The 21,565-nt window shown below is 59.4% G+C and carries 16 protein-coding genes and 2 tRNA genes (1 of these 18 only partly in view); 6 read left to right on the top strand and 12 right to left on the bottom strand.

Annotation, left to right across the window (positions count from 1 at the left end):
- Positions 1 to 19: 19 nt before the first annotated feature.
- Positions 20 to 1,246, top strand: coding sequence for a nicotinate phosphoribosyltransferase (gene pncB, locus AC07UI_RS16285; RefSeq protein ID WP_494993454.1), 1,227 nt, complete (start codon positions 20 to 22; stop codon positions 1,244 to 1,246).
- A gap of 3 nt (positions 1,247 to 1,249) precedes the next feature.
- Positions 1,250 to 2,077, top strand: coding sequence for an NAD(+) synthase (gene nadE / locus AC07UI_RS16280; RefSeq protein ID WP_494993453.1), 828 nt, complete (start codon positions 1,250 to 1,252; stop codon positions 2,075 to 2,077).
- A gap of 192 nt (positions 2,078 to 2,269) precedes the next feature.
- Here nadE and azu read toward each other — a convergent pair whose 3' ends face one another.
- Entirely contained in the window at positions 2,270 to 2,716 is a 447-nt protein-coding gene (gene azu / locus AC07UI_RS16275) for an azurin (protein WP_494993452.1), read from the bottom strand.
- Positions 2,717 to 3,061: 345 nt separating this feature from the next.
- On the opposite strand from azu, the gene AC07UI_RS16270 reads away from it, so the two are divergent.
- Both AC07UI_RS16270 and AC07UI_RS16265 read left to right on the top strand, forming a co-directional pair.
- A complete protein-coding gene (locus AC07UI_RS16270; RefSeq protein WP_494993451.1) occupies positions 3,062 to 3,649 on the top strand; it encodes a cytokinin riboside 5'-monophosphate phosphoribohydrolase in 588 nt (195 codons plus the stop codon).
- Between the two features lie 68 nt (positions 3,650 to 3,717).
- A complete protein-coding gene (locus AC07UI_RS16265) occupies positions 3,718 to 3,906 on the top strand; it encodes a hypothetical protein (protein WP_150640425.1) in 189 nt (62 codons plus the stop codon).
- A 223-nt stretch (positions 3,907 to 4,129) separates the two neighbouring features.
- Here AC07UI_RS16265 and AC07UI_RS16260 read toward each other — a convergent pair whose 3' ends face one another.
- From AC07UI_RS16260 to rnr, 11 genes are all read right to left on the bottom strand, one after another.
- Entirely contained in the window at positions 4,130 to 5,020 is an 891-nt protein-coding gene (locus tag AC07UI_RS16260; protein ID WP_494993450.1) for a transglutaminase family protein, read from the bottom strand.
- Entirely contained in the window at positions 5,020 to 7,506 is a 2,487-nt protein-coding gene (locus AC07UI_RS16255) for a circularly permuted type 2 ATP-grasp protein (RefSeq protein WP_494993449.1), read from the bottom strand. The genes AC07UI_RS16260 and AC07UI_RS16255 overlap by 1 nt, the downstream gene beginning before the upstream one ends.
- Before the next feature lie 88 nt (positions 7,507 to 7,594).
- The gene (locus AC07UI_RS16250; protein ID WP_494993448.1) at positions 7,595 to 10,870 is read right to left on the bottom strand and encodes a transglutaminase family protein; all 3,276 of its coding nucleotides are present in this window, start codon (positions 10,868 to 10,870) and stop codon (positions 7,595 to 7,597) included.
- A 335-nt stretch (positions 10,871 to 11,205) separates the two neighbouring features.
- Positions 11,206 to 13,509, bottom strand: a complete 2,304-nt coding sequence (locus AC07UI_RS16245; RefSeq protein ID WP_494993447.1) for a YgiQ family radical SAM protein — start codon at positions 13,507 to 13,509, stop codon at positions 11,206 to 11,208.
- 147 nt (positions 13,510 to 13,656) lie between these two features.
- Positions 13,657 to 15,051, bottom strand: coding sequence for a replicative DNA helicase (gene dnaB / locus AC07UI_RS16240; protein ID WP_494993446.1), 1,395 nt, complete (start codon positions 15,049 to 15,051; stop codon positions 13,657 to 13,659).
- A 137-nt stretch (positions 15,052 to 15,188) separates the two neighbouring features.
- A complete protein-coding gene (gene rplI, locus AC07UI_RS16235; RefSeq protein ID WP_095169562.1) occupies positions 15,189 to 15,635 on the bottom strand; it encodes a 50S ribosomal protein L9 in 447 nt (148 codons plus the stop codon).
- 19 nt (positions 15,636 to 15,654) lie between these two features.
- A complete protein-coding gene (locus AC07UI_RS16230) occupies positions 15,655 to 16,548 on the bottom strand; it encodes a hypothetical protein (RefSeq protein ID WP_494993445.1) in 894 nt (297 codons plus the stop codon).
- Between the two features lie 36 nt (positions 16,549 to 16,584).
- Positions 16,585 to 16,815: a 30S ribosomal protein S18 gene (rpsR, locus tag AC07UI_RS16225; RefSeq protein ID WP_002551829.1), complete on the bottom strand. Its 231-nt coding sequence runs from the start codon at positions 16,813 to 16,815 to the stop codon at positions 16,585 to 16,587.
- A 28-nt stretch (positions 16,816 to 16,843) separates the two neighbouring features.
- Positions 16,844 to 17,269 carry a 30S ribosomal protein S6 gene (rpsF, locus tag AC07UI_RS16220; protein ID WP_150743927.1) on the bottom strand — a complete coding sequence of 142 codons (426 nt, stop codon included), beginning with the start codon at positions 17,267 to 17,269 and terminating at the stop codon, positions 16,844 to 16,846.
- Positions 17,270 to 17,624: 355 nt separating this feature from the next.
- Positions 17,625 to 18,392 carry a 23S rRNA (guanosine(2251)-2'-O)-methyltransferase RlmB gene (rlmB, locus tag AC07UI_RS16215; RefSeq protein ID WP_494993444.1) on the bottom strand — a complete coding sequence of 256 codons (768 nt, stop codon included), beginning with the start codon at positions 18,390 to 18,392 and terminating at the stop codon, positions 17,625 to 17,627.
- On the bottom strand, positions 18,389 to 21,016 hold the full coding sequence (rnr, locus tag AC07UI_RS16210) for a ribonuclease R (protein ID WP_494993443.1): 2,628 nt from the start codon (positions 21,014 to 21,016) through the stop codon (positions 18,389 to 18,391). Before rnr ends, rlmB begins: the two co-directional genes overlap by 4 nt.
- A gap of 224 nt (positions 21,017 to 21,240) precedes the next feature.
- Here rnr and AC07UI_RS16205 point away from each other — a divergent pair.
- Both AC07UI_RS16205 and AC07UI_RS16200 read left to right on the top strand, forming a co-directional pair.
- Positions 21,241 to 21,327, top strand: a tRNA-Leu gene (locus AC07UI_RS16205).
- Between the two features lie 166 nt (positions 21,328 to 21,493).
- Positions 21,494 to 21,565, top strand: a tRNA-Leu gene (locus tag AC07UI_RS16200) (it continues 115 nt past the right edge of the window).

Genomic DNA, 21,565 nt, shown 5'->3' with positions numbered 1-21,565 from the left:
CAGTCTGGAGATTCCCGTTATGAGCGAGAGTGTGTTTGCCGATCGCATCGTGCAGAACCTGCTCGACACCGACTTCTACAAGCTGACCATGATGCAGGCGGTGCTGCACAACTACCCCAATGTTGAAGTCGAATGGGAGTTTCGCTGCCGTAACAGCGAGGATCTGCGCCCCTATCTGGCGGAGATTCGATTTCAGATCGAGCGTCTCACCGAATTGAGCCTGAGCGCCGATCAATTGAGTTTTCTGGAACACATCAGTTTCCTGAAGCCGGACTTTCTGCGTTTTCTCGGCTTGTTCCGCGTCAATCTGCGCTACGTCCACACCGGCATCGAAAATGGTGAGTTATTCATCCGCCTGCGCGGTCCGTGGCTGCATGTCATCCTCCTGGAAGTGCCACTGCTGGCGATTGTCAGCGAAGTACGTAACCGTTATCGCTACCGCGAAATTGTCCTGGAACAGGCCCGCGAGCAACTGTACCGCAAGTTCGACTGGCTGACAGCCAATGCCAGCGCCGATGAACTGGCACACCTGCAAGTCGCCGACTTCGGCACCCGTCGGCGCTTCTCGTATCGGGTCCAGGAAGAAGTGGTCAACGTGCTCAAGCACGACTTCCCTGGGCGATTCGTCGGTACCAGTAACGTGCACCTGTCTCGCGAACTGGACATGAAGCCGCTGGGCACCATGGCCCACGAATGGATCATGGCCCACCAGCAACTCGGCCCACGGCTGATCGACAGCCAGATCGCTGCGCTCGATTGCTGGGTTCGCGAATATCGAGGCCTGCTGGGGATCGCTCTGACCGATTGCATCACCACCGATGCCTTCCTGAGCGACTTCGATCTGTACTTCGCCAAGCTGTTCGACGGCCTGCGCCACGATTCCGGCGACCCGATCCTCTGGGCCGAAAAGGCCATCGCTCACTACCACAAGCTGGGTATCGAGCCGATGAGCAAGACATTGGTGTTCTCCGACAGCCTGACACTGCCCAGGTGCCTGGAGATATTTCGCGCGCTGCGTGGCCGGATCAATGTCAGCTTCGGTATCGGCACCAACCTGACGTGCGATATTCCCGGTGTCGAACCGATGAGCATCGTGCTTAAAATGACCGCCTGCAATGGTGAGCCCGTCGCGAAAATCTCCGATGAAGCGGCCAAGAGCCATTGCAAAGACCCGAATTTTGTCGCCTATTTGCGCCACGTTTTCAAAGTACCTGCCGCCCCATTTGGCAAATCAAGCAAGGAGTGAATCATGCAAGCCGTACAGCGTGAGATTGCTGAACAGCTCAAGGTCCAACCGCCCTTTACCGATCACGCTGCCCTCGAGGCGGAAATCGCCCGGCGGATCACCTTTATCCAGGACTGCCTGCTCAATTCCGGGCTCAAGACCCTGGTGCTGGGCATCAGTGGCGGCGTCGATTCCCTGACCGCCGGTCTTTTGGCCCAGCGCGCGGCGCGCGAGCTGCGCGAACGTACAGGTGACAATAACTACCGTTTCATCGCGGTGCGCCTGCCCTATGGCATCCAGTTCGACGAGCACGACGCCCAGGCGTCGGTGGACTTCATCGCACCGGACGAGCGCCACACGGTCAATATCGGCCCGGCAGTCAAGGCCCTGGCCAGCGAAGTCGCGGCCTTTGAAGGCAAGCACGCGGTCTCGGTGGATTTCGTCCTGGGCAATACCAAGGCGCGGATGCGCATGGTCGCGCAGTACACCATCGCCGGTGCGGCTCAGGGTCTGGTAATCGGGACTGACCACGCGGCGGAAGCAGTGATGGGCTTCTTCACCAAGTTCGGCGACGGTGCCTGCGATCTCGCACCACTGAGCGGGCTGGTGAAAAATCAGGTTCGGGCCATCGCTCGATACTTCGGCGCGCCGGAGTCACTGGTGGAGAAAATCCCGACCGCCGACCTGGAAGACCTATCGCCCGGCAAACCGGACGAGGCCTCCCACGGCGTGACCTATGCCGAGATCGATGCCTTCCTGCATGGCCAGCCGGTGCGTGAAGAGGCGTTCAAGATCATCTACGATACGTACAACAAAACCCATCACAAGCGTGTGATGCCGTTCGCGCCGTAAACCGCAAACCGCAAGATCGTTCCCACGCTCCTGCGTGGGAATGCAGCCCGTGACGCTCCGCGTCACAGAAGCGGACGCAGAACGTCCAGTGAGGCATTCCCACGCAGAGCGTGGGAACGATCATTGATTCCTCAATTGCCAAGCACAAAAAAAAACGTCCCTCAGGGACGCTTTTTTATGCTCGCGATGTGATCACTTCAGGACAACAGCGCCTTTCATCATCGAGTTATGACCCGGGAACGAGCAGAAGAACTGGTAGCTTTCGCCCGCGGTCAGTTTCGAGACGTCGAAAGTCGCCGAATCTTTCTCGCCAGCGCCAATGATTTTGGTGTGGGCGATGATGCGCTCGTCACCTTCCTTCAGGTAGTTCTTGTCGATACCGGCGGCCATGCCGTCGGTGGCGATGCCGGCCATGTCTGCAGTTTTGCTCAGTACCCAGTTATGACCCATGACGTTCTTCGGCAGGCTGCCGGAATGCGCCAGGTTGACGGTGAAGGTCTTGCAGCTCTTGTCGATGGTGATTTCCTTGGTGTTGTAGGACATCTGATCGGTGGAGTCGACATCGACCTTGCACTCTGCAGCCATCAATTGGCTGCTAGCCAGTGTCAGCAGGGAAACCGCAACGAGTTTGGCAAACATGGTGAATCTCCAAGGCAGGGTTAGGAAAAAAGACGCATGGAGTGAAGATTGCCTGAAATTGGCGCAAGTTCCTATGACCTGAATCAAGAAATTGTATACAACTTTCGGGCTATTACACTCATTGAAACAATCAACCGGCCAGACGCCAGGCAGCACCCTATGATCAGGTCGTCATCCCCATCCGGAGCGCCTGTCATGCACCTTAGTAGCCTTTTTCGCATTTTGCTTGCCGCTTACGCCTGCGGTGCCAGCGGCACCTATGAAAAGCCGCAACGCGAGGTTTAAAGCTTGGAGAGCCACCAGCCAGCCATTACTCTGAGGTCGTCACTGACCTTGGAGTAAGGCATGTCTTTAGTGTCTGTTTGTGTATTTTGTGGTGCCAGTACCGGCAACAATCCGGCCTACCGTGAAGCAGCCGTGGCCTTGGGTCGCGAGTTGGCCAAACGCAAGCTGACCCTGGTCTATGGCGGCGGTGCCGTTGGCTTGATGGGCATCGTCGCCGATGCTGCAATGGCAGCCGGCGGTGAAGTGATAGGGATCATTCCACAAAGCCTCAAGAACTCGGAAATCGGTCACGAAGGCCTGAGCCGCCTGGAAGTGGTCGACGGCATGCATGCGCGCAAAGCCCGTATGGCTGAGTTGAGCGACGCCTTTATCGCGCTGCCCGGCGGCTTGGGCACCCTGGAAGAAATGTTTGAAGTCTGGACCTGGGGCCAACTGGGTTACCACGGCAAGCCGCTGGGCCTGCTGGAAGTGAACGGTTTTTACGAGAAACTCACCGGTTTTCTTGATCATGTCGTCGGCGAAGGCTTCGTTCGCGACCATCACCGTGCCATGCTGCAAGTGAGCGAATCGCCGCAAGAGTTGCTGGATGTACTGGATGCGTGGAAACCTTTGGTGCCGCCAAAATGGGTCGGGCAAAAACCCAGCTAACCCTTGAGCCCTGTTTAAAGGCAGAATACGCGCCGCTCAACCTCACCTTCGACCCCAGAGGATCGCCCATGGCTAAACCTAATTACTCGTTCGCCAAACGTCAGAGAGACTTGGCCAAAGAGCAGAAGAAAGAGGAAAAGCTTCAACGCAAGAAAGCTACAGCTGAAGAAGAAGCAGCCGCCCTGAACCCGGATGCAGAAGGTGAAGTGGTTGCCGATGATGTTGAAGCACCGAAAGATCAGGCTCCTGACGCCTGAGTCCCTCCAGGCCCGATGATCTGATCAGGCCCTCCGGATCTGTGTCCAGGGTCAGCAGTTACGCTGCTGACCCTCACAGTCCAATCCTGAATCCCCCAGCCAGAAACGACTAGCCTATCCCCTTGTGGGAGCGAGCCTGCTCGCGATAGCGGCTGCACATCCAACATTTGTGTGACTGTCTGACTGCAATCGCGAGCAGGCTCGCTCCCACATTGGATCTTCGTTACTCCAACGGCATCACCGTCACCCGCACTTCCGGATCATGGCTGCCGCCCCCCAGAATCACCCCGCGCAGCGGCGATACATCGGAAAAGTCCCGACCCCAGGCCAGAGTGATGTGCTCCAGCGCTGGCTGCACGTTGTTGGTCGGATCAAAGTCGACCCAGCCCAGCACCGGACAAAACACCGAAACCCAGGCGTGGGACGCATCCGCCCCGATCAGGCGCGGTTGGCCAGGCGGTGGCTGGGTCAGCAGGTAGCCGCTGATATAACGCGCCGCCAGCCCACGGGAACGCAGGCACGCGAGCATCAAGTGCGCAAAGTCCTGACACACCCCACGCCGACGCTCCAGCACTTCCACCAGTGGCGTTGCGACCTGGGTCGCCTCGGCGTCGAAGGTGAACTCGCTGAAAATCTTCTCCATCAGCGCCTGAACGCCCAGCAACAACGGCCGGCCGAGAGGGAAACAGCTCTCGGAAAACTCGACGAAGCTGCTTTTCAAATGCACGTAAGGCGATTCGAAGCGATAACGGCAGGCTTCCAGCAGCACTGGGGAAATCGGCTGGCTGCTGTAAGTCAGCGCACTACGGGTCGCATCCCAAGCCAGTGACTGGTTGAAATCCAGCGCGGGCCTGGCCAGCACCTCGACCGTGAGCCGGCCATTGACCTGCAGCTCATCGTGGGGCCGTTCGAAGGCCAGCCGGGTCAACGGGTTACCGAACACATCCTGCTCGTCGCGACGCGAGCTCGGCTCCGGGCTGATCAGCAGTTGTTGTTCGGTGCAACGTTGCCAGGCACACGGTCGCGGCCATAGGTGAGCAAGCTGCTGGGCCAGCGACACCGGGCTGTCGTAGTGGTAGTGAGTGTCGTGGAGAATCTGGTAATGGGCGCTCATCAGACGGACACCGTTTGCTGGCTGACATCATCGACGTGGGCAAAATGCCGCAACGCCAGGCGGTCGGACACTTGCCCGCTGACATCGGCGACTTCTTGCAGCAGGTCCGCCAGGCCATCAAGGGCGGCGCGCACACTGGCCTCGCCGAACAGGGCGTTTTCCAGGCAGCCCAGGTCAACGCGCGCCAAACGCTCGACCAGTTCAACGAGCCCGGTTTCTCGCGGCACGCCAAAGTCGTCGTTCAAACGCTTGAGGGTTCGCATCACCAGCTTCAACTGGAACAACACTGCGTGGGGGTTCTGTTCATCAAGCAGCAACAGATCGAGCACGGGGATCAACTGCGCCACCGCCAGGTAGCGCGAGCGATAGGTGATGCTGCTGTTGCCCAGCTCCAGCAGCCATTCCAGACCGGCCTGATCAAACGCCGCCGTACCGCGCAGGAACGCCGCCAGGCTGCTGCTGAGGAACTGCAGTCGTTCAAGTCGACGGCCAATCATCAAAAAGCGCCAGCCTTCGTCGCGGGTCATGTCGTCCAGGGCAAATCCGGACAGCGCCGCCAGCGACATCACCAAGCGGTTGAGAAAATCCAGTAACTCGCCAAAATCCGGTTCGTCGGTTTCCAGCGCCATGGCTTCGCGTTGCAGTTCCACCAGCGCTTGCCAGTTTTCCCGCGAGAGTTTGCCGCGCACTTGCGAGGCCGCCCACTGTAAGCGCTGCAAGTTGGAGCGCAGGCTGAACGACCAGTCGTCACCGAGCAACGCCGCCAACAACCGCTCAGGCAACTCGCCTTCGTCCGGCAACAGCATCAGGTTCTCGCCGAGATCGACCGCGGCCTGCAACGCCTGCGGGTCATCACCGTCGACATACCGCGCCAGCATGATCCGCAGCAGACGGGCACTGTCGTCGCAACGCTCGCAATAACGGCCGAACCAGAACAGGTTTTCCACGACTCGCGAAGGCAAGTACGGATCGCGGCGCACCAGATCGTGCACGCCGATGGTCCGCTGGGTCTTCCAATGCTCGCCATTGGGCGCACGCTCACCCAACACCCAGGTGTCCTTGCTCGCACCGCCGCGCTGCATTGACACCACCTCCGCGTCTGCCTCGGCCGCCACCCGGGTCAAACCACCGGGCAGCACACGATAGCCGCCGGCACTGGCCACCGCATACACCCGCATGCCAATGGCGCGCGGCTGCAACTGGCCGTCTTCGGCCTGCCAGATCGGCGCCTGGGACAACTGCGCCAACTCCTGCGCGACATAGGCGTACGGCCGAGCCTGCATGCGTTCGGCCAAGTCCTGGCGCTGTTCATCGCTCAGGTCGCGACCGAACACCGGAGCAAAACTTTGTGAGGGAAAGGCCGGTTTGATCAGCAGCTCCGGCAACTTCTCCAGCGCCTCAGCCAACACGGGCGCCTCACCGCACCACCAGGTGGCGATGGACGGCAGGATCAGTTCTTCACCGAACAGGAATTGATTGATCCGTGGCAGAAACCCCAGCAATCCCGGCGATTCCAGCACCCCGCTGCCCAAGGCATTGGCCACCAGCACCCGGCCTTGGCGCACGGCCTCGAGCAGGCCCGGAACACCAAGGGCCGAGTCGGTGCGCAGTTCCAGCGGGTCGCAGAAGTCATCGTCGAGCCGACGCATGATGGCGTGCACCCGACGCAGACCGCTCAGCGTCTTCAGATAGACCGTGGCGTTGCGTACGGTCAAATCACCGCCCTCGACCAATGGGTAACCGAGCTGGCGTGCCAGATACAGATGCTCGAAATAACTTTCGTTGAAACGCCCCGGCGTCAGCAGCACCACCAACGGCGCTTCATCGTCACTCGGTGCCTGGCGAGCCAGGGTTTCCTGCAAGGTGCGGAAAAACCCGGCCAGATGCTGCACCTGCAAATCGCGGTACAGCTCTGGAAAGGCTCGCGAGACGATGGTGCGGTTTTCCAGCGCATAACCGGCACCCGACGGTGCTTGAGTCCGGTCAGCCGTCACCCACCAACGTCCATCGGGAGTACGCGCCAGGTCCACGGCGTACAGATGCAGAAAGGCCCCGTCAGGCGGTTGAATGCCTTGGCAAGGCCAGAGGAAATTGTTGTGACCGAAGACCAGCTCGGCCGGCAGCAGCCCTTCAGCGATCAATCGTTGCGGGCCGTACAGATCCGCCAACACTGCATTGAGCAAGCGCGCCCGCTGAGCAATGCCGGCGGCGAGCTGCTGCCACTCATCGGCGGCAATCACATTGGGCAGCAAATCCAGCTCCCACGGGCGATCAGCGCCCTTGGGGTCGGCGTAGACGTTGTAGGTGACGCCATTTTCCTGGATCTGCCGGGCCAGCAGCGCCTGACGCTGAACCAGTTGCGCAGGTGTACTGCGCTGCAATTGGTCGAACAGCCGCCGCCAGTGCGCACGCACGGCGCCACTGTCGTCGAGCATTTCGTGATAAGTGCCCGCCGTCAGCGGGTAGCGGTCAAGCAGGTCAGGCATGGAAAGCTCGGCAGACAGCAAGGAAAAGTCAGATTAGCGCAGACAGATGACGCCCGGATATGCGAAAAATCCGGGCGTCGTGTCTGCTTTAGAAACGTCGCAAATCGAGCGTCATCGGCAGCTCATCGTTGATCGTCAGGGTCGGTACCGGCAAGGTGCCAGGGCTGTGGCCAAGGCGGAAGAAACGCGCCATCCGTCGGCTCTCGGCCTCATTAGCGTTTACCGGCAAGCTGTCGTAGTTGCGCCCGCCCGGATGGGCGACGTGGTACTGACAGCCACCCAGCGAGCGTTGCATCCAGGTATCGAGCAGGTCGAACACCAGCGGCGCATGCACCGGGATGGTCGGTTGCAGGCAGTTGGCCGGCTGCCAGGCGCGGAAACGCACGCCAGCGACGAACTCGCCGACCCGCCCGGTCGGTTGCAGTGGCACCGGGATGCCGTTGCAGGTCAGCACATAGCGCTGCGGCGGCAAGCCGTTGAGCTTGACCTGCAAGCGCTCCAGCGACGAATCGACATAACGCACCGTGCCTCCGGCCGCGCCCTCTTCACCCAGTACATGCCATGGCTCGAGGGCTTGACGCAGTTCCAGCTGGATGCCGCTGACGGTGTAATCGCCGACCTTCGGAAAACGAAACTCCAGATGCGCGGCGAACCACTCGGCGCGCACGGCATAGCCGGCGGCGTTCAGATCAACGATGACGTCGGCGAAATCCTGTTCGATAAAGTGTGGCAACAGGAAGCGGTCATGCAGTTCCGTGCCCCAACGGGCCAGCTTGCCAGGCGCATAAGGCTCACGCCAGAACCGCGCCACCAGCGCTCGCAGCAGCAGTTGCTGGGCCAGGCTCATGCGCGCATGGGGCGGCATTTCGAACGCCCGCAACTCCAGTAGCCCAAGGCGGCCAGTAGCACCATCGGGTGAATACAGTTTGTCGATGCAGAACTCGGCGCGGTGGGTGTTACCGGTGACGTCGATCAGCAGGTTGCGTAGCAAGCGGTCGACCAGCCATGGCGGACATTCTTCACCCGGCTCGGGCATTTGCGCAAAGGCGATCTCCAGCTCATACAACGCATCGTTACGCGCTTCGTCCACACGCGGCGCCTGGGACGTCGGGCCGATAAACAACCCGGAGAACAGGTAGGACAGCGACGGGTGGTTATGCCAGTAGCTGATCAGGCTGCGCAGCAAGTCCGGGCGACGTAGAAATGGTGAGTCGGCCGGTGTCGCGCCACCGAGTACGAAATGGTTACCGCCGCCGGTGCCAGTGTGGCGGCCGTCGATCATGAACTTCTCGGTGGACAGTCGCGTCTGCCGCGCCTCTTCATAGAGAAACTCGGTGCGCTCCACCAACTCGTCCCAACTGGCTGAGGGCTGCACGTTGACCTCGATCACACCCGGGTCCGGCGTAATGCGGAAGTTGCTCAGACGCGGATCGCTCGGCGGCTCGTAGCCTTCCAGCAACACCGGGCAATGCAGCTCCTCGGCGGTCGCCTCGATGGCACTGACCAGCTCCAGATAGTCTTCGACCCGCTCCAGCGGTGGCATGAACAGATACAGGCGCCCTTCCCGCGCCTGGGCGCAAAACGCGGTGCGGGTCAGCCAGTCAGCAGACTCATCGATTTTTGGTATGCGCTCATCGCTCAGCGCCGGATCGCCATGATCCTGCAGCTGCGCGGTATCGGGCAGCCGGGGCAAGTCCTGATTCGGATCGGTGGGATGCACAAACGGATATTCCGCTGCCGTCACCCAAGGCTGCGAGGCCAGTGGCAAGCGATAGCCCAGCGGCGAATCACCCGGCACCAGTCGGCAATGGTTTTCGCGCAAGTACCAACGACCGCTCTGCCATTGATCACCCTTGGCAGTGCGCGCCAGCGGCAGGACCTGGCCGATAACCTTATCCAGGCCCTGGCTGAAGACTTTATGCAGGCGGGCACGTTCGAGCTCGTCGCCCAGGCGTGAGTCTTCGGCGCTCACATTCAGCGGCAAGGCGCCTTCACGCCAGAGGTAATAGAAATTGTCTTCGTAGGCCGGAAACACGAAGCGTGTCGGCAGTTTCAAGCGCTCGGCCACACTCGCCAGGAAACGCCCGGCCAGCTCACCATCAGCACCATAGTCTTGCTGTTCATCGGCAATCAGCGCGCTATTGTGCCAGATCGGCACGCCATCGCGGCGCCAATAGCAATTGAGCGACCAGCGCGGCAGTTGTTCGCCGGGGTACCATTTGCCCTGCCCGAAATGCACCAGCCCCTTGGGCGCGTAGTGTTTGCGCATCCGCTGGAACAGCTCGGCGGACAACCTGCGCTTATCCGGCCCCAGCGCCGCGGTGTTCCATTCAGCGCCATCCGGATCGTCGATCGAAACGAAGGTCGGCTCGCCGCCCATGGTCAGGCGTACATCGCCCTCGAGCAGGTCAGCATCGATCTGCCGACCCAATGCCTGGATCGCCAGCCACTGGTCTTCGGTGTAGGGCTTGGTGACCCGCGGGGCCTCCCAAATCCTTTCCACTGACATTTCGTGGGTAAATTCGCACTCGCACGGCTCGACCAAGCCACTGATCGGCGCGGCAGAGGACGGATCGGGGCTACAGGCCAACGGGATATGCCCTTCACCGGCAAACAGCCCTGACGTCGCGTCCAGGCCGATCCAGCCAGCACCGGGCAAGTACACCTCGCACCAGGCATGCAGGTCGGTGAAATCCACTTCAGTGCCGGATGGCCCGTCGAGGGCTTTGACGTCGGCGGTCAGTTGAATCAGGTAACCGGAGACAAACCGCGCTGCAAGACCGAGGTTGCGCAGCAATTGCACCAGCAACCAGGCGGAGTCACGGCAGGAGCCGGAAGCGTTCTCAAGGGTTTGCTCGGGCGTCTGCACACCCGGCTCCATGCGAATCAGGTAGCCGATGTCTTCGCTCAAACGCTGATTCAGCGCAACCAGAAAGTCGACGCTGGGCAGCGGCGTGCGGTCGATGCCGCCCAGATATGCCTTGAACTTCGGCGTCAGCGGCAGCGTTTCCAGGTACGGTGCCAGCTCACGCTGTTCGTCAGCAGCGTAGGAAAAAGGAATCTTTTCCGCATAAGGCTCAAGGAAGAAATCGAACGGATTAAACACCGCCATCTCGGCCAACAGATCGACCTCGATCCGCAGCTCATTGGTTTTCTCCGGGAACACCAGTCGCGCCAGGTAATTACCCTGGGGATCTTGTTGCCAGTTGATGAAGTGCTGCTCCGGTAGAACCTTCAGCGCATACGACAGAATCCGCGTGCGGCTGTGGGCCGCCGGACGCAGGCGAACGATCTGCGGGCCGAGTTCGACCGCGCGGTCGTATCGGTAATGCGTGACATGGTGCAATGCGACATGAATCGACACGGCGTGCCTCCTGCGAGCCTGGACATAAATGAAAGCGCGCAAGACTTATGCCATTCAGACAAGTCGGGCGCTTTCATCGGTTGCTCAGGGCAGTACAGCACCAAAATCGGGCGAGGGGAGATTTTGCATTGGAGCGCTTGCACATAATTGTGGCGCTCCCATGATCATTCCCACGCTCATGCGTTGATCGTTCCCACGCTCTGCGTGGGAATGCAGCCCGTGACGCTCCGCGTCACTGGACGCGGAGCGTCCCAAGAGGCATTCCTTTGCGGCGCGTGGAACGATCAGCAAAACGCCAACCCGAAGGCTGGCGTTTTCTTTACCGCTGGCTGCGCTTAACGCGGTACGACCGGCTTGCGCTCAGGCTTCTTGCCTTTGCCTTTGGCCGCGTCCATACGCTCCTTGGCTGCCTGTTTGTTGCGGGCAAACGCCGCCGCCTTCGCCTGCTCACGCTTGTCCCACGGGTTGCCGCCGTCACTGGCACGCGGTGGCAAACCGGTGTGCTGGGTCAGGATTTTAGTGGTCGTGTCCTTGGCCACTTTATGGCTACCGGCCGGTGTCGAGTTCTTGCGACGGGCGCTCTGGTAGCTGTCGGTCGCCGGCTGATGCAGTGGAATCAGCTGATTCTTGCCCGGCCCGATCAGGTCGGCGCGGCCCATGCGGGTCAGTGCTTCACGCAGCATCGGCCAGCCTTTCGGATCGTGATAACGCAAGAACGCCTTGTGCAGGCGACGCTGCTCTTCGCTCTTGACGATGGTCACGGCGTCGCTCTTGTAAGTGACCTTGCGCAGCGGGTTCTTGCCCGAATGGTACATGGCCGTGGCGGTGGCCATCGGCGACGGGTAGAACGCCTGCACCTGGTCCGCACGGAAACCGTTGCCCTTGAGCCACAGGGCCAGGTTCATCATGTCTTCGTCGGTGGTGCCCGGGTGGGCGGCGATGAAATACGGAATCAGGTACTGCTCTTTCCCGGCTTCCTTGGAGTACTTCTCGAACATCCGCTTGAACTTGTCATAGCTGCCGATGCCCGGCTTCATCATCTGATTGAGCGGACCTTCCTCGGTGTGTTCCGGGGCGATCTTCAGGTAACCGCCGACGTGGTGGGTCACCAGCTCTTTGACGTATTCCGGCGACTCGACCGCGAGGTCGTAACGCAGGCCGGAGGCGATCAGGATCTTCTTCACACCCGGCAAGGCACGGGCACTGCGATACAACTGGATCAGCGACGAGTGGTCGGTGTTCAGGTTCGGGCAAATGCCGGGGAACACGCACGACGGCTTGCGGCACGCGGATTCGATTTCCGGAGTCTTGCAGGCGATGCGGTACATGTTCGCGGTCGGGCCGCCGAGGTCGGAAATGACGCCGGTGAAGCCTGGGACCTTGTCGCGGATCTCTTCGATCTCGCGAATGATCGACTCTTCGGAACGGTTCTGGATGATCCGGCCTTCGTGCTCGGTGATCGAGCAGAAGGTACAGCCGCCAAAGCAGCCGCGCATGATGTTCACCGAGAAACGGATCATGTCGTAGGCCGGGATCTTCTCCTTGCCATACGCCGGGTGCGGAATACGCGCATAGGGCATGCCGAACACGTAGTCCATTTCTTCGGTGGTCATCGGGATGGGTGGCGGGTTGAACCAGACGTCCACCTCGCCGTGCTTCTGCACCAGCGCGCGGGCGTTGCCCGGGTTGGTTTCAAGGTGCAGCACGCGGTTGGCGTGGGCGTAAAGAACGGCATCGCCACGGACCTTTTCCACCGACGGCAGACGAATCACGGTTTTGTCGCGGGTCATCCGCGGGCTCGCCAGGATCTGCACGACCTTGGCTTCTTCCGGATCTTCAACCGGACCCTTTTCCTGCTCGATGGCGCAGGCCTGGGTGTCTTGCGTGTTGACGTACGGATTGATGATCTTGTCGATCTTGCCCGGACGGTCGATGCGCGTGGAGTCGACTTCGTACCAGCCTTGCGGCGTGTCACGACGAATGAACGCGGTGCCGCGCACGTCAGTGATGTCTTCGATCTTGTGGCCATAGGACAGACGCTGGGCAACTTCAACGATCGCTCGCTCGGCGTTGCCGTACAGCAGAATGTCGGCGCAGGCATCGATCAGGATCGAGTTGCGCACCCGGTCCTGCCAGTAATCGTAGTGCGCGATGCGGCGCAGGGAAGCTTCGATGCCACCGAGCACGATCGGCACATTCTTGTAGGCTTCCTTGCAGCGCTGGCTGTAAACCAGGCTCGCGCGATCCGGACGTTTGCCAGCCATGCCACCGGGGGTGTAGGCGTCATCGGAACGGATTTTCTTGTCGGCGGTGTAGCGGTTGATCATCGAGTCCATGTTGCCGGCCGCGACACCGAAGAACAGGTTCGGCTCGCCGAGTTTCATGAAGTCGTCTTTGGACTGCCAGTTTGGCTGGGCAATGATCCCGACGCGAAAGCCCTGGGACTCCAGCAGCCGGCCGATGATTGCCATGCCAAACGACGGATGGTCGACGTAGGCATCACCGGTGACGATGATGATGTCGCAGGAATCCCAGCCGAGCTGATCCATCTCCTCCCTGCTCATTGGCAGGAATGGCGCCGGTCCGAAACATTCGGCCCAGTACTTGGGATAGTCAAATAACGGCTTGGCTGCTTGCATGTCGATGACCGGTGTTGGCTTTCAATGGGACTCTTTGTTTCCAAAGAATTTCGCGGGCGCGGAATATAGCACAAAATTTAACCAATTCCGACGGCCATGGTCGGAAATTGGTGGTGCTTCTATCGCGGGCACTCGAGCGTCGACGGATTATTCGTCTTCGAAGTTGTAACTGCCTGGCGCGAGGTTTTCGAAACGGGTGTATTTGCCGATGAACGCCAGGCGAGTGGTGCCGATCGGGCCGTTACGCTGTTTGCCGATGATGATTTCAGCAATGCCTTTGTGCTCGGTTTCCGGGTGATACACCTCGTCCCGGTAGACGAACATGATGACGTCGGCATCCTGCTCGATCGCTCCGGATTCCCGCAAGTCGGAGTTGATCGGGCGCTTGTTCGGACGCTGCTCCAGGGAGCGGTTGAGCTGAGACAGCGCAACTACCGGGCAGTTGAATTCCTTGGCCAACGCTTTCAACGAGCGGGAAATCTCGGAAATCTCGTTGGTCCGGTTGTCACCGCCGGAGCCTGGAATCTGCATCAATTGCAGGTAGTCGATCATGATCAAGCCAACCTCGCCATGCTCACGCACCAGTCGCCGAGTACGCGCACGCATCTCCGAGGGGCTGATACCGGCGGTGTCATCGATGAACAACTTGCGATCGTTGAGCAGGTTGACTGCCGAGGTCAGGCGCGGCCAGTCATCGTCCTCCAGGCGACCGGCACGGACCTTGGTCTGGTCAATCCGACCCAGGGACGAAAGCATACGCATGATCAGCGATTCGCCTGGCATCTCCAGCGAGTAGACCAATACAGCCTTCTCGCTGCGCAGTACGGCGTTTTCCACCAGGTTCATGGCGAAGGTGGTCTTACCCATGGATGGACGGCCGGCGACGATGATCAGGTCGGCCGGCTGCAGGCCGCTGGTCATCCCGTCGAGATCGGTATAACCGGTGGACAGGCCAGTGATGGCGTTGTCGGTATTGAACAGCGTATCGATACGATCGATGGCCTTGGTCAACAGGTCGTTGACGCTGACCGGGCCGCCGGTTTTCGGCCGCGCTTCGGCGATCTGGAAGATCTGCCGTTCGGCCTCGTCAAGAATCTCTTCGGCGGTACGCCCTTCCGGGTTGAAGGCGCTGTCGGCGATTTCGGTGCTGATGGCGATCAGCTGACGCAAGGTGGCCCGCTGCCGGACGATCTGCGCATAGGCCTTGATGTTAGCGACCGACGGCGTGTTCTTCGCCAACTCGCCCAAGTAGCCGAGGCCGCCGACCTGGGAGCTTTGACCTTCCTTGTCCAGCTGTTCGGACAGGGTCACCACGTCGATTGGTGAGTTCTGATCCGCCAGTTTGGCAATTGCCCGGAAGATCAGGCGGTGGTCATGTCGATAGAAATCACCGTCGGAGACTTGATCGAGCACGCGTTCCCAGGCGTTGTTGTCCAGCATCAGACCACCGAGCACAGCCTGTTCGGCCTCGATGGAATGCGGCGGCACCTTCAGGGCAGCGGTTTGCAGATCGTATTGCTCAGGAGAGGAGATATCGTTCATGGCCACTTGGAATCAGGAAAGGTTTTATAACCAGAGACAATCAGGATCAGCAGAAAGACAAAGGGCACGACCTGTAAACAGGATCGTGCCCGATGTTACCGGCAAGCACCCAAGGGTACCAGCCGATCAAGTGCTGCTTAAGCTGCTACCACGACAACGCGTACGGTGGCTTCAACTTCAGCGTGCAGGTGCACGGCTACGTCGAATTCGCCTACGTTGCGGATGGTGCCGTTCGGCAGACGAACTTCGCTTTTTGCAACTTCAACGCCAGAGGCGGTCAGTGCATCAGCGATGTCGTGGGTGCCGATCGAACCGAACAGCTTGCCTTCGTCACCGGCGGTGGCAGTGATGGTCACTTCCAGCTCGGCCAGTTGGGCAGCGCGGCTTTCAGCCGAAGCTTTCTTGTCTGCAGCCAGTTTTTCCAGCTCGGCACGACGCTCTTCGAACGCAGCCAGGTTGGCAGCGGTCGCAGCGGTAGCTTTGCCGTAAGGCAGCAGGTAGTTACGGCCGTAACCAGCCTTAACGTTCACTTTGTCGCCCAGGTTGCCCAGGTTGGCGACTTTTTCCAGAAGGATCAGTTGCATGTGGAAATCCTCTTAACTTTTAACCTTCACCGTTCGCGCTATCGGCGTCTTTCGGCGCCAAACGACCGCGAAAATCAATCAGGCTGTCGACAATGGCCAACACCACGAGCAACGGATAGATCAGCTGCATAAACAGCAACAGCGTTACGTACAACCCCACCAGCCAAAACCTGGCCAGTCGCTTTTTAGTCACCAGCCCATGAATCAGGGCCAGCCCGGCGAACACCAGCGGTACGCTGCACAACGGCGTCAACATGGCCATCTGGTTACCGAAGTTCGGCCCCAGAAGCATGCACGCCAGCAGCAACATCGCCGGCCCCAGCGGGATACGGATGGCGCGAAATTCGCGACCAAAACCACCGGGGTTGTACAACAACGCCTGCCAGTAGCGCCCGACAATCAGGCTCAGCACACTGACGATTTGCAACAAGGCTGCTATCAGGCCGGTCAGGACCGGTGCAATCAGTGATGCCAGACGCGCTCGCTCTTCTACCGAAAACTTCTGGTAGAGATCTCCAAGCGCCAGCGGCAGGATTTTTACCAACTCCTGCGCCAGGCTTTCGATCTGAGGGCGGAATGCCGCACCCAACACCACTGAAAACACCAGTCCCATCGCTATGCTGACCAGCAGCACACGGTTCCAGGACTCACTTGCGCGCAAAACCAACGCAAGGCCCGACGACCCGAGCAACACCATAAGTGCGCGTGGATCATCAGAATAAAGCCACCAGATCAACGCTGGCAGCAGTCCAAGAGCAAGGACGCCAACGGCATCCCTGACTCCGCGCCGCAGGAGCACAAGACTTCCCGCGGCAGCACCCAACCAATACAACAACGGCAATGCTGCACATCCAGCCACTACCAGAGTGGCCTGCATGCGACCGCGCATGATGAACTCAGCTAAGGCGCGCATGCATTCAATCCCTTACTACGTGTCGACTGCCCGGTCTCAGCGGCCGTGGCTGTCGGTGTAGGCCAGCAGGGCCAGGAAGCGGGCGCGCTTGATAGCGGTGGCCAGCTGACGCTGATAACGAGCTTTGGTACCGGTGATGCGGCTTGGAACGATTTTGCCGGTCTCGGATACATAAGCTTTCAGAGTGTTGAGATCTTTGTAATCGATCTCTTTCACGTCTTCAGCGGTGAAGCGGCAGAATTTACGACGACGGAAGAAACGTGCCATGTAATTGGCTCCTCAAAAGGTCCGTGGATTACTCGTCAGCGTTATCGCTGTTGTCGCTGTCATCACCATCAACGCCATCGGCGCTGTCGGAGTGCTCAGGACGGTCGCGACGCTCACGGCGCTCACTGCGGTTTTCTTCAGCCTTGAGCATCTCGGATTGGCCGGTAACGGCTTCTTCGCGACGGATGACCAGGTTACGGATCACTGCATCGTTGTAGCGGAAGTTGTCTTCCAGCTCGGCCAGGGCCTTGCCAGTGCACTCAACGTTCAGCATCACGTAGTGAGCCTTGTGAACATTGTTGATTGCGTAGGCCAGTTGACGACGGCCCCAATCTTCCAGACGGTGGATTTTGCCGCCGTCTTCTTCGATCAGCTTGGTGTAACGCTCAACCATGCCGCCGACTTGCTCGCTTTGATCCGGGTGGACCAAAAAGATGATTTCGTAATGACGCATGAATGCTCCTTACGGGTTGTAGCCTGCCGCTCAAAAGCGGTCAGACAAGGAGTGAATGACACTTGTGTGTCTTGCCAGAGGTCGACACATGTGTGCCTGCCGTCACAGCAAGGGGCGCAATTGTAGAGAAGGGGCGTAAGAGGCGCAAGGCAATTGGTGATTATTTGAACAGTTCGTTCACACCATCAATTTTTGCCCTGACACAAACCATTGTGGGAGCGAGCTTGCTCGCGAATACGGCTCGACATTCAATGAATATGTTGAATGACGCTCCGCTATCGCGAGCAAGCTCGCTCCCACAGGGTGTGGTGTGGGGCATAGAAATCAGGCCAACCACAATGAAACTACAGCAGGATCAGGACTTTTTGGCGGCCGCTGCGGCTTTGACGCTGCGCTGGCGCTGAGCCTCGAACAGGCAAACGCCGGTGGCCACGGAAACGTTGAGACTGCTGACGCTACCGGCCATTGGCAGGCGCACCAGGTAGTCGCAATGTTCACGGGTCAGGCGCCGCATGCCCTTGCCTTCCGCCCCCATGATGAGGATGGTCGGGCCCGTCAGGTCTTGCTGATACAGGTCCTGCTCGGCCTCACCCGCGGTACCGACGACCCACAGGCCGCGCTGCTGGAGTTTCTCCAGAGTACGCGCCAGGTTGGTCACCGCCACCAACGGAATCACTTCCGCGGCGCCACAGGCGACTTTTCGTACAGTCGGGGTCAGGGTGGCTGACTTGTCCTTCGGAACGATCACTGCCAACGCACCGGCCGCATCAGCAGAACGCAGGCAAGCACCGAGGTTGTGCGGATCGGTCACGCCATCGAGCACCAGCAGCAGCGGCGCACCTTCGGTACGGTCGAGCAGCTCGTCGAGCATTGCCTCGCCCCAGACCTGGCTTGGACTGACGTCCGCCACCACGCCCTGGTGCACGCCTTCAACCCAGGCGTCCAGCTCACGACGCTCGGCCTGACCGACCGCAACGCGGTTTTCATTGGCCAGCTCGATCAGCGTCTGAACGCGCGGATCGCTGCGGCCTTCGGCCAACCAGATCTGCTTGACGCGTTTAGGGTGATGACGCAGCAACGCTTCTACGGCATGCACGCCGTAGATTTTTTCCAACTGACTCATGACTTGGCCTTAGGTTTACGCGCCCCGCCGCTTTTGGCTGGAGCCGAGCCCGCTTTCGGCGGGCCTTTACGGTGTTTACTCGGTTTGGCTGGCTTGCCCGTCGAGCTGGTTGATCCCGACCTTCCGGACTTTCCCTCAGACGCCGCTTTACCGCCGCTTTTCGCTTCGTTCAGCAACGCCTGCTTCATTTCACGACTTTTGCGCAACTCAGCGTTTTTCGCCGCAGCATCGCTTGGACGGTAAGCTTCGCTGGATTTCTTGTCCGCCGCGGTACGCCGCCCGGTCTTGGCCGCTGCCGGCTCAGGAACAGGTTTCGCCGCAGGCACATCAACACCCGCCGTACGTTTCTTGCGACCGATCGGCGCGCTGATGGTTTTTTCGGCCATCTCGAAGTCGATTTTGCGCTCGTCCAGATCAACCCGCATGACCCGCACTTCGACGGTATCGCCCAAGCGGAAGCTGCGACCGGTACGCTCACCGGCCAGGCGATGGTGCACAGGATCGAAGTGGTAGTAATCGCCCGGCAAGGCGGTGACGTGAACCAGACCCTCGACATAAATATCGGTCAGCTCAACGAACAGACCAAAACCTGTCACGGCAGTAATCACACCCGGGAACGACTCACCAACGCGATCCTTCATGAACTCGCACTTGAGCCAGTTCACAACGTCACGAGTCGCTTCGTCGGCACGGCGCTCGCTCATGGAGCATTGCTCACCGAGCTGCTCCAGCGCCGCTTCGTCGTACGGATAGATGCGCGCTTTCGGAATGGTCATCGCCCCGGCACGCTTGACGTGCGGGGTGTTCTGCTTGGAATGGATGACACTGCGAATCGCCCGGTGCGTGAGCAAATCCGGGTAACGGCGAATCGGCGAAGTGAAGTGGGTATAGGCTTCGTAATTCAGACCGAAGTGGCCCTGGTTATCGGCGCTATAAACCGCCTGACTCAACGAACGCAGCATGACGGTCTGGATCAGATGGAAATCCGGACGATCCTTGATACCGGCGAGCAACGCCTGGTAATCCTTCGGCGACGGACCGTCTTTGCCTTTATGCAGCGACAGGCCAAGCTCACCCAGAAACGCGCGAAGCTTTTCCAGACGCTCCGGCGGCGGACCATCGTGGACCCGGTACAGTGCAGGAATTTCGTGCTTTTTCAGGAACTCAGCGGTGGCCACGTTGGCCGCCAGCATGCACTCCTCGATCAGCTTGTGCGCATCGTTACGAGTGGTCGGAGTGATTTCAGCGATTTTACGCCCGGAGCCGAAGATGATTCGGGTCTCCTGGGTTTCAAAGTCGATCGCTCCACGGACATGCCGTGCGCCGAGCAACACTTTGTACAGTGCATACAACTGCTTGAGGTGCGGCACGACATCCGCGTATTCGCTACGCAGCTGTTTGGCTTCGCTGGTTTTCGGCTGCTCGAGGATCGTGCTGACCTTGTTGTAGGTCAGACGAGCCTGGGAGTGGATCACCGCTTCGTAGAACTGGTAATCGGTCATTTCGCCGGTTTTCGAGATGGTCATCTCGCACACCATGGCCAGACGGTCGACTTTCGGGTTCAGCGAGCACAGGCCGTTGGACAACTGCTCCGGCAGCATCGGTACAACGCGCTCGGGGAAGTACACCGAGTTGCCGCGTACCTGCGACTCGGCATCCAGCGCCGAACCGATCTTCACATAGCTGGAAACGTCGGCGATGGCCACGTACAACTTCCAGCCACCGGAGAACAGGCGCAGCTTGCCAGGCCTGGTTTCGCAATAGACCGCGTCATCGAAGTCGCGCGCATCTTCGCCGTCGATGGTGACGAACGGCAGATGGCGCAGATCGATGCGCTTCTCTTTGTCTTTCTCTTCGACTTGCGGCTTGAGCTTGGCGGCTTCTTTGAGCACCGCTTCAGGCCAGACGTGAGGAATGTCATAAGTACGCAGCGCGACGTCGATTTCCATGCCCGGCGCCATGTAGTTGCCCACTACCTCGATCACGTCGCCTTGCGGCTGGAAGCGTGGCGTTGGCCAGTGAGTGACCTTCACTTCGACGAACTGACCGACTTTGGCGCCGGCATTGCGACCCGGCGTGACCAGCACTTCTTGCTGAATCTTCGGGTTGTCGGCAACAACGAAGCCGATGCCGCCTTCTTCGAAGTACCGGCCAACGATGCTTTCGTGGGCACGGGAAACCACTTCGACGATCATGCCTTCACGGCGACCACGACGGTCCAGACCGGAAACCCGGGCCAGCGCACGGTCACCGTCGAACACCAGACGCATTTGTGCCGGGCTCATGAACAGATCGTCACTGCCGTCGTCCGGGACCAGGAAGCCAAAACCGTCTCGGTGACCGCTGATGCGACCGAGGATCAGGTCGAGCTTGTCCACCGGTGCGTAAGTGCCGCGGCGGGTATAAATCAGCTGAGCATCGCGCTCCATGGCGCGCAGGCGGCGACGCAGGGCTTCGAGCTGGTCTTCTGTGGTCAGACCAAACTCTTCGACCAACTGCTCGCGGTTAGCCGGCGAACCTCGATCAGCAAGGTGCTGAAGGATCAATTCGCGGCTAGGAATAGGGTTTTCATATTTTTCCGCTTCACGAGCGGCCTCGGGATCGAGGGACTGCCAATCGGCCATTAGAGAGTTTTCACCTTGTCTATATGCGGGTTAGTTTGGCATACACGTATTGAAACGGGAAATTTCAGGCTCCGACAGCACTTGAAAAGCTCTTTGCCAAGCATAGAAAGCTCACCTGAGTGCCGCTCGCGAAATTTTCCAAGTATTTTTAATAACAGGGGTTTACAGTTAAAAACGTGGTCCGTATAGTGCGCGCCATCGACGACGCAGACGTTGTCGATACTGCCCAGATGGTGAAATTGGTAGACACGCCAGCTTCAGGTGCTGGTGACCGCAAGGTCGTGGAAGTTCGAGTCTTCTTCTGGGCACCAATTTAGAGCTGGAGATTACATCAATCTTCAGGCTCCCACAAAAACCCGCGAAAGCGGGTTTTTGCATTTCAGGCGTTTGATTTATTAAAACCAAAACAGGGGTTTACAGATCAAAACGCTCTACGTATAGTGCGCTCCATCAACGGCGTACAACGCTGCTGATACTGCCCAGATGGTGAAATTGGTAGACACGCCAGCTTCAGGTGCTGGTGACCGCAAGGTCGTGGAAGTTCGAGTC

The sequence above is a fragment of the Pseudomonas sp. GW821-FHT04C07 genome (genome assembly GCF_059420325.1).
This window is presented reverse-complemented; position numbering and strand designations above follow the sequence as displayed.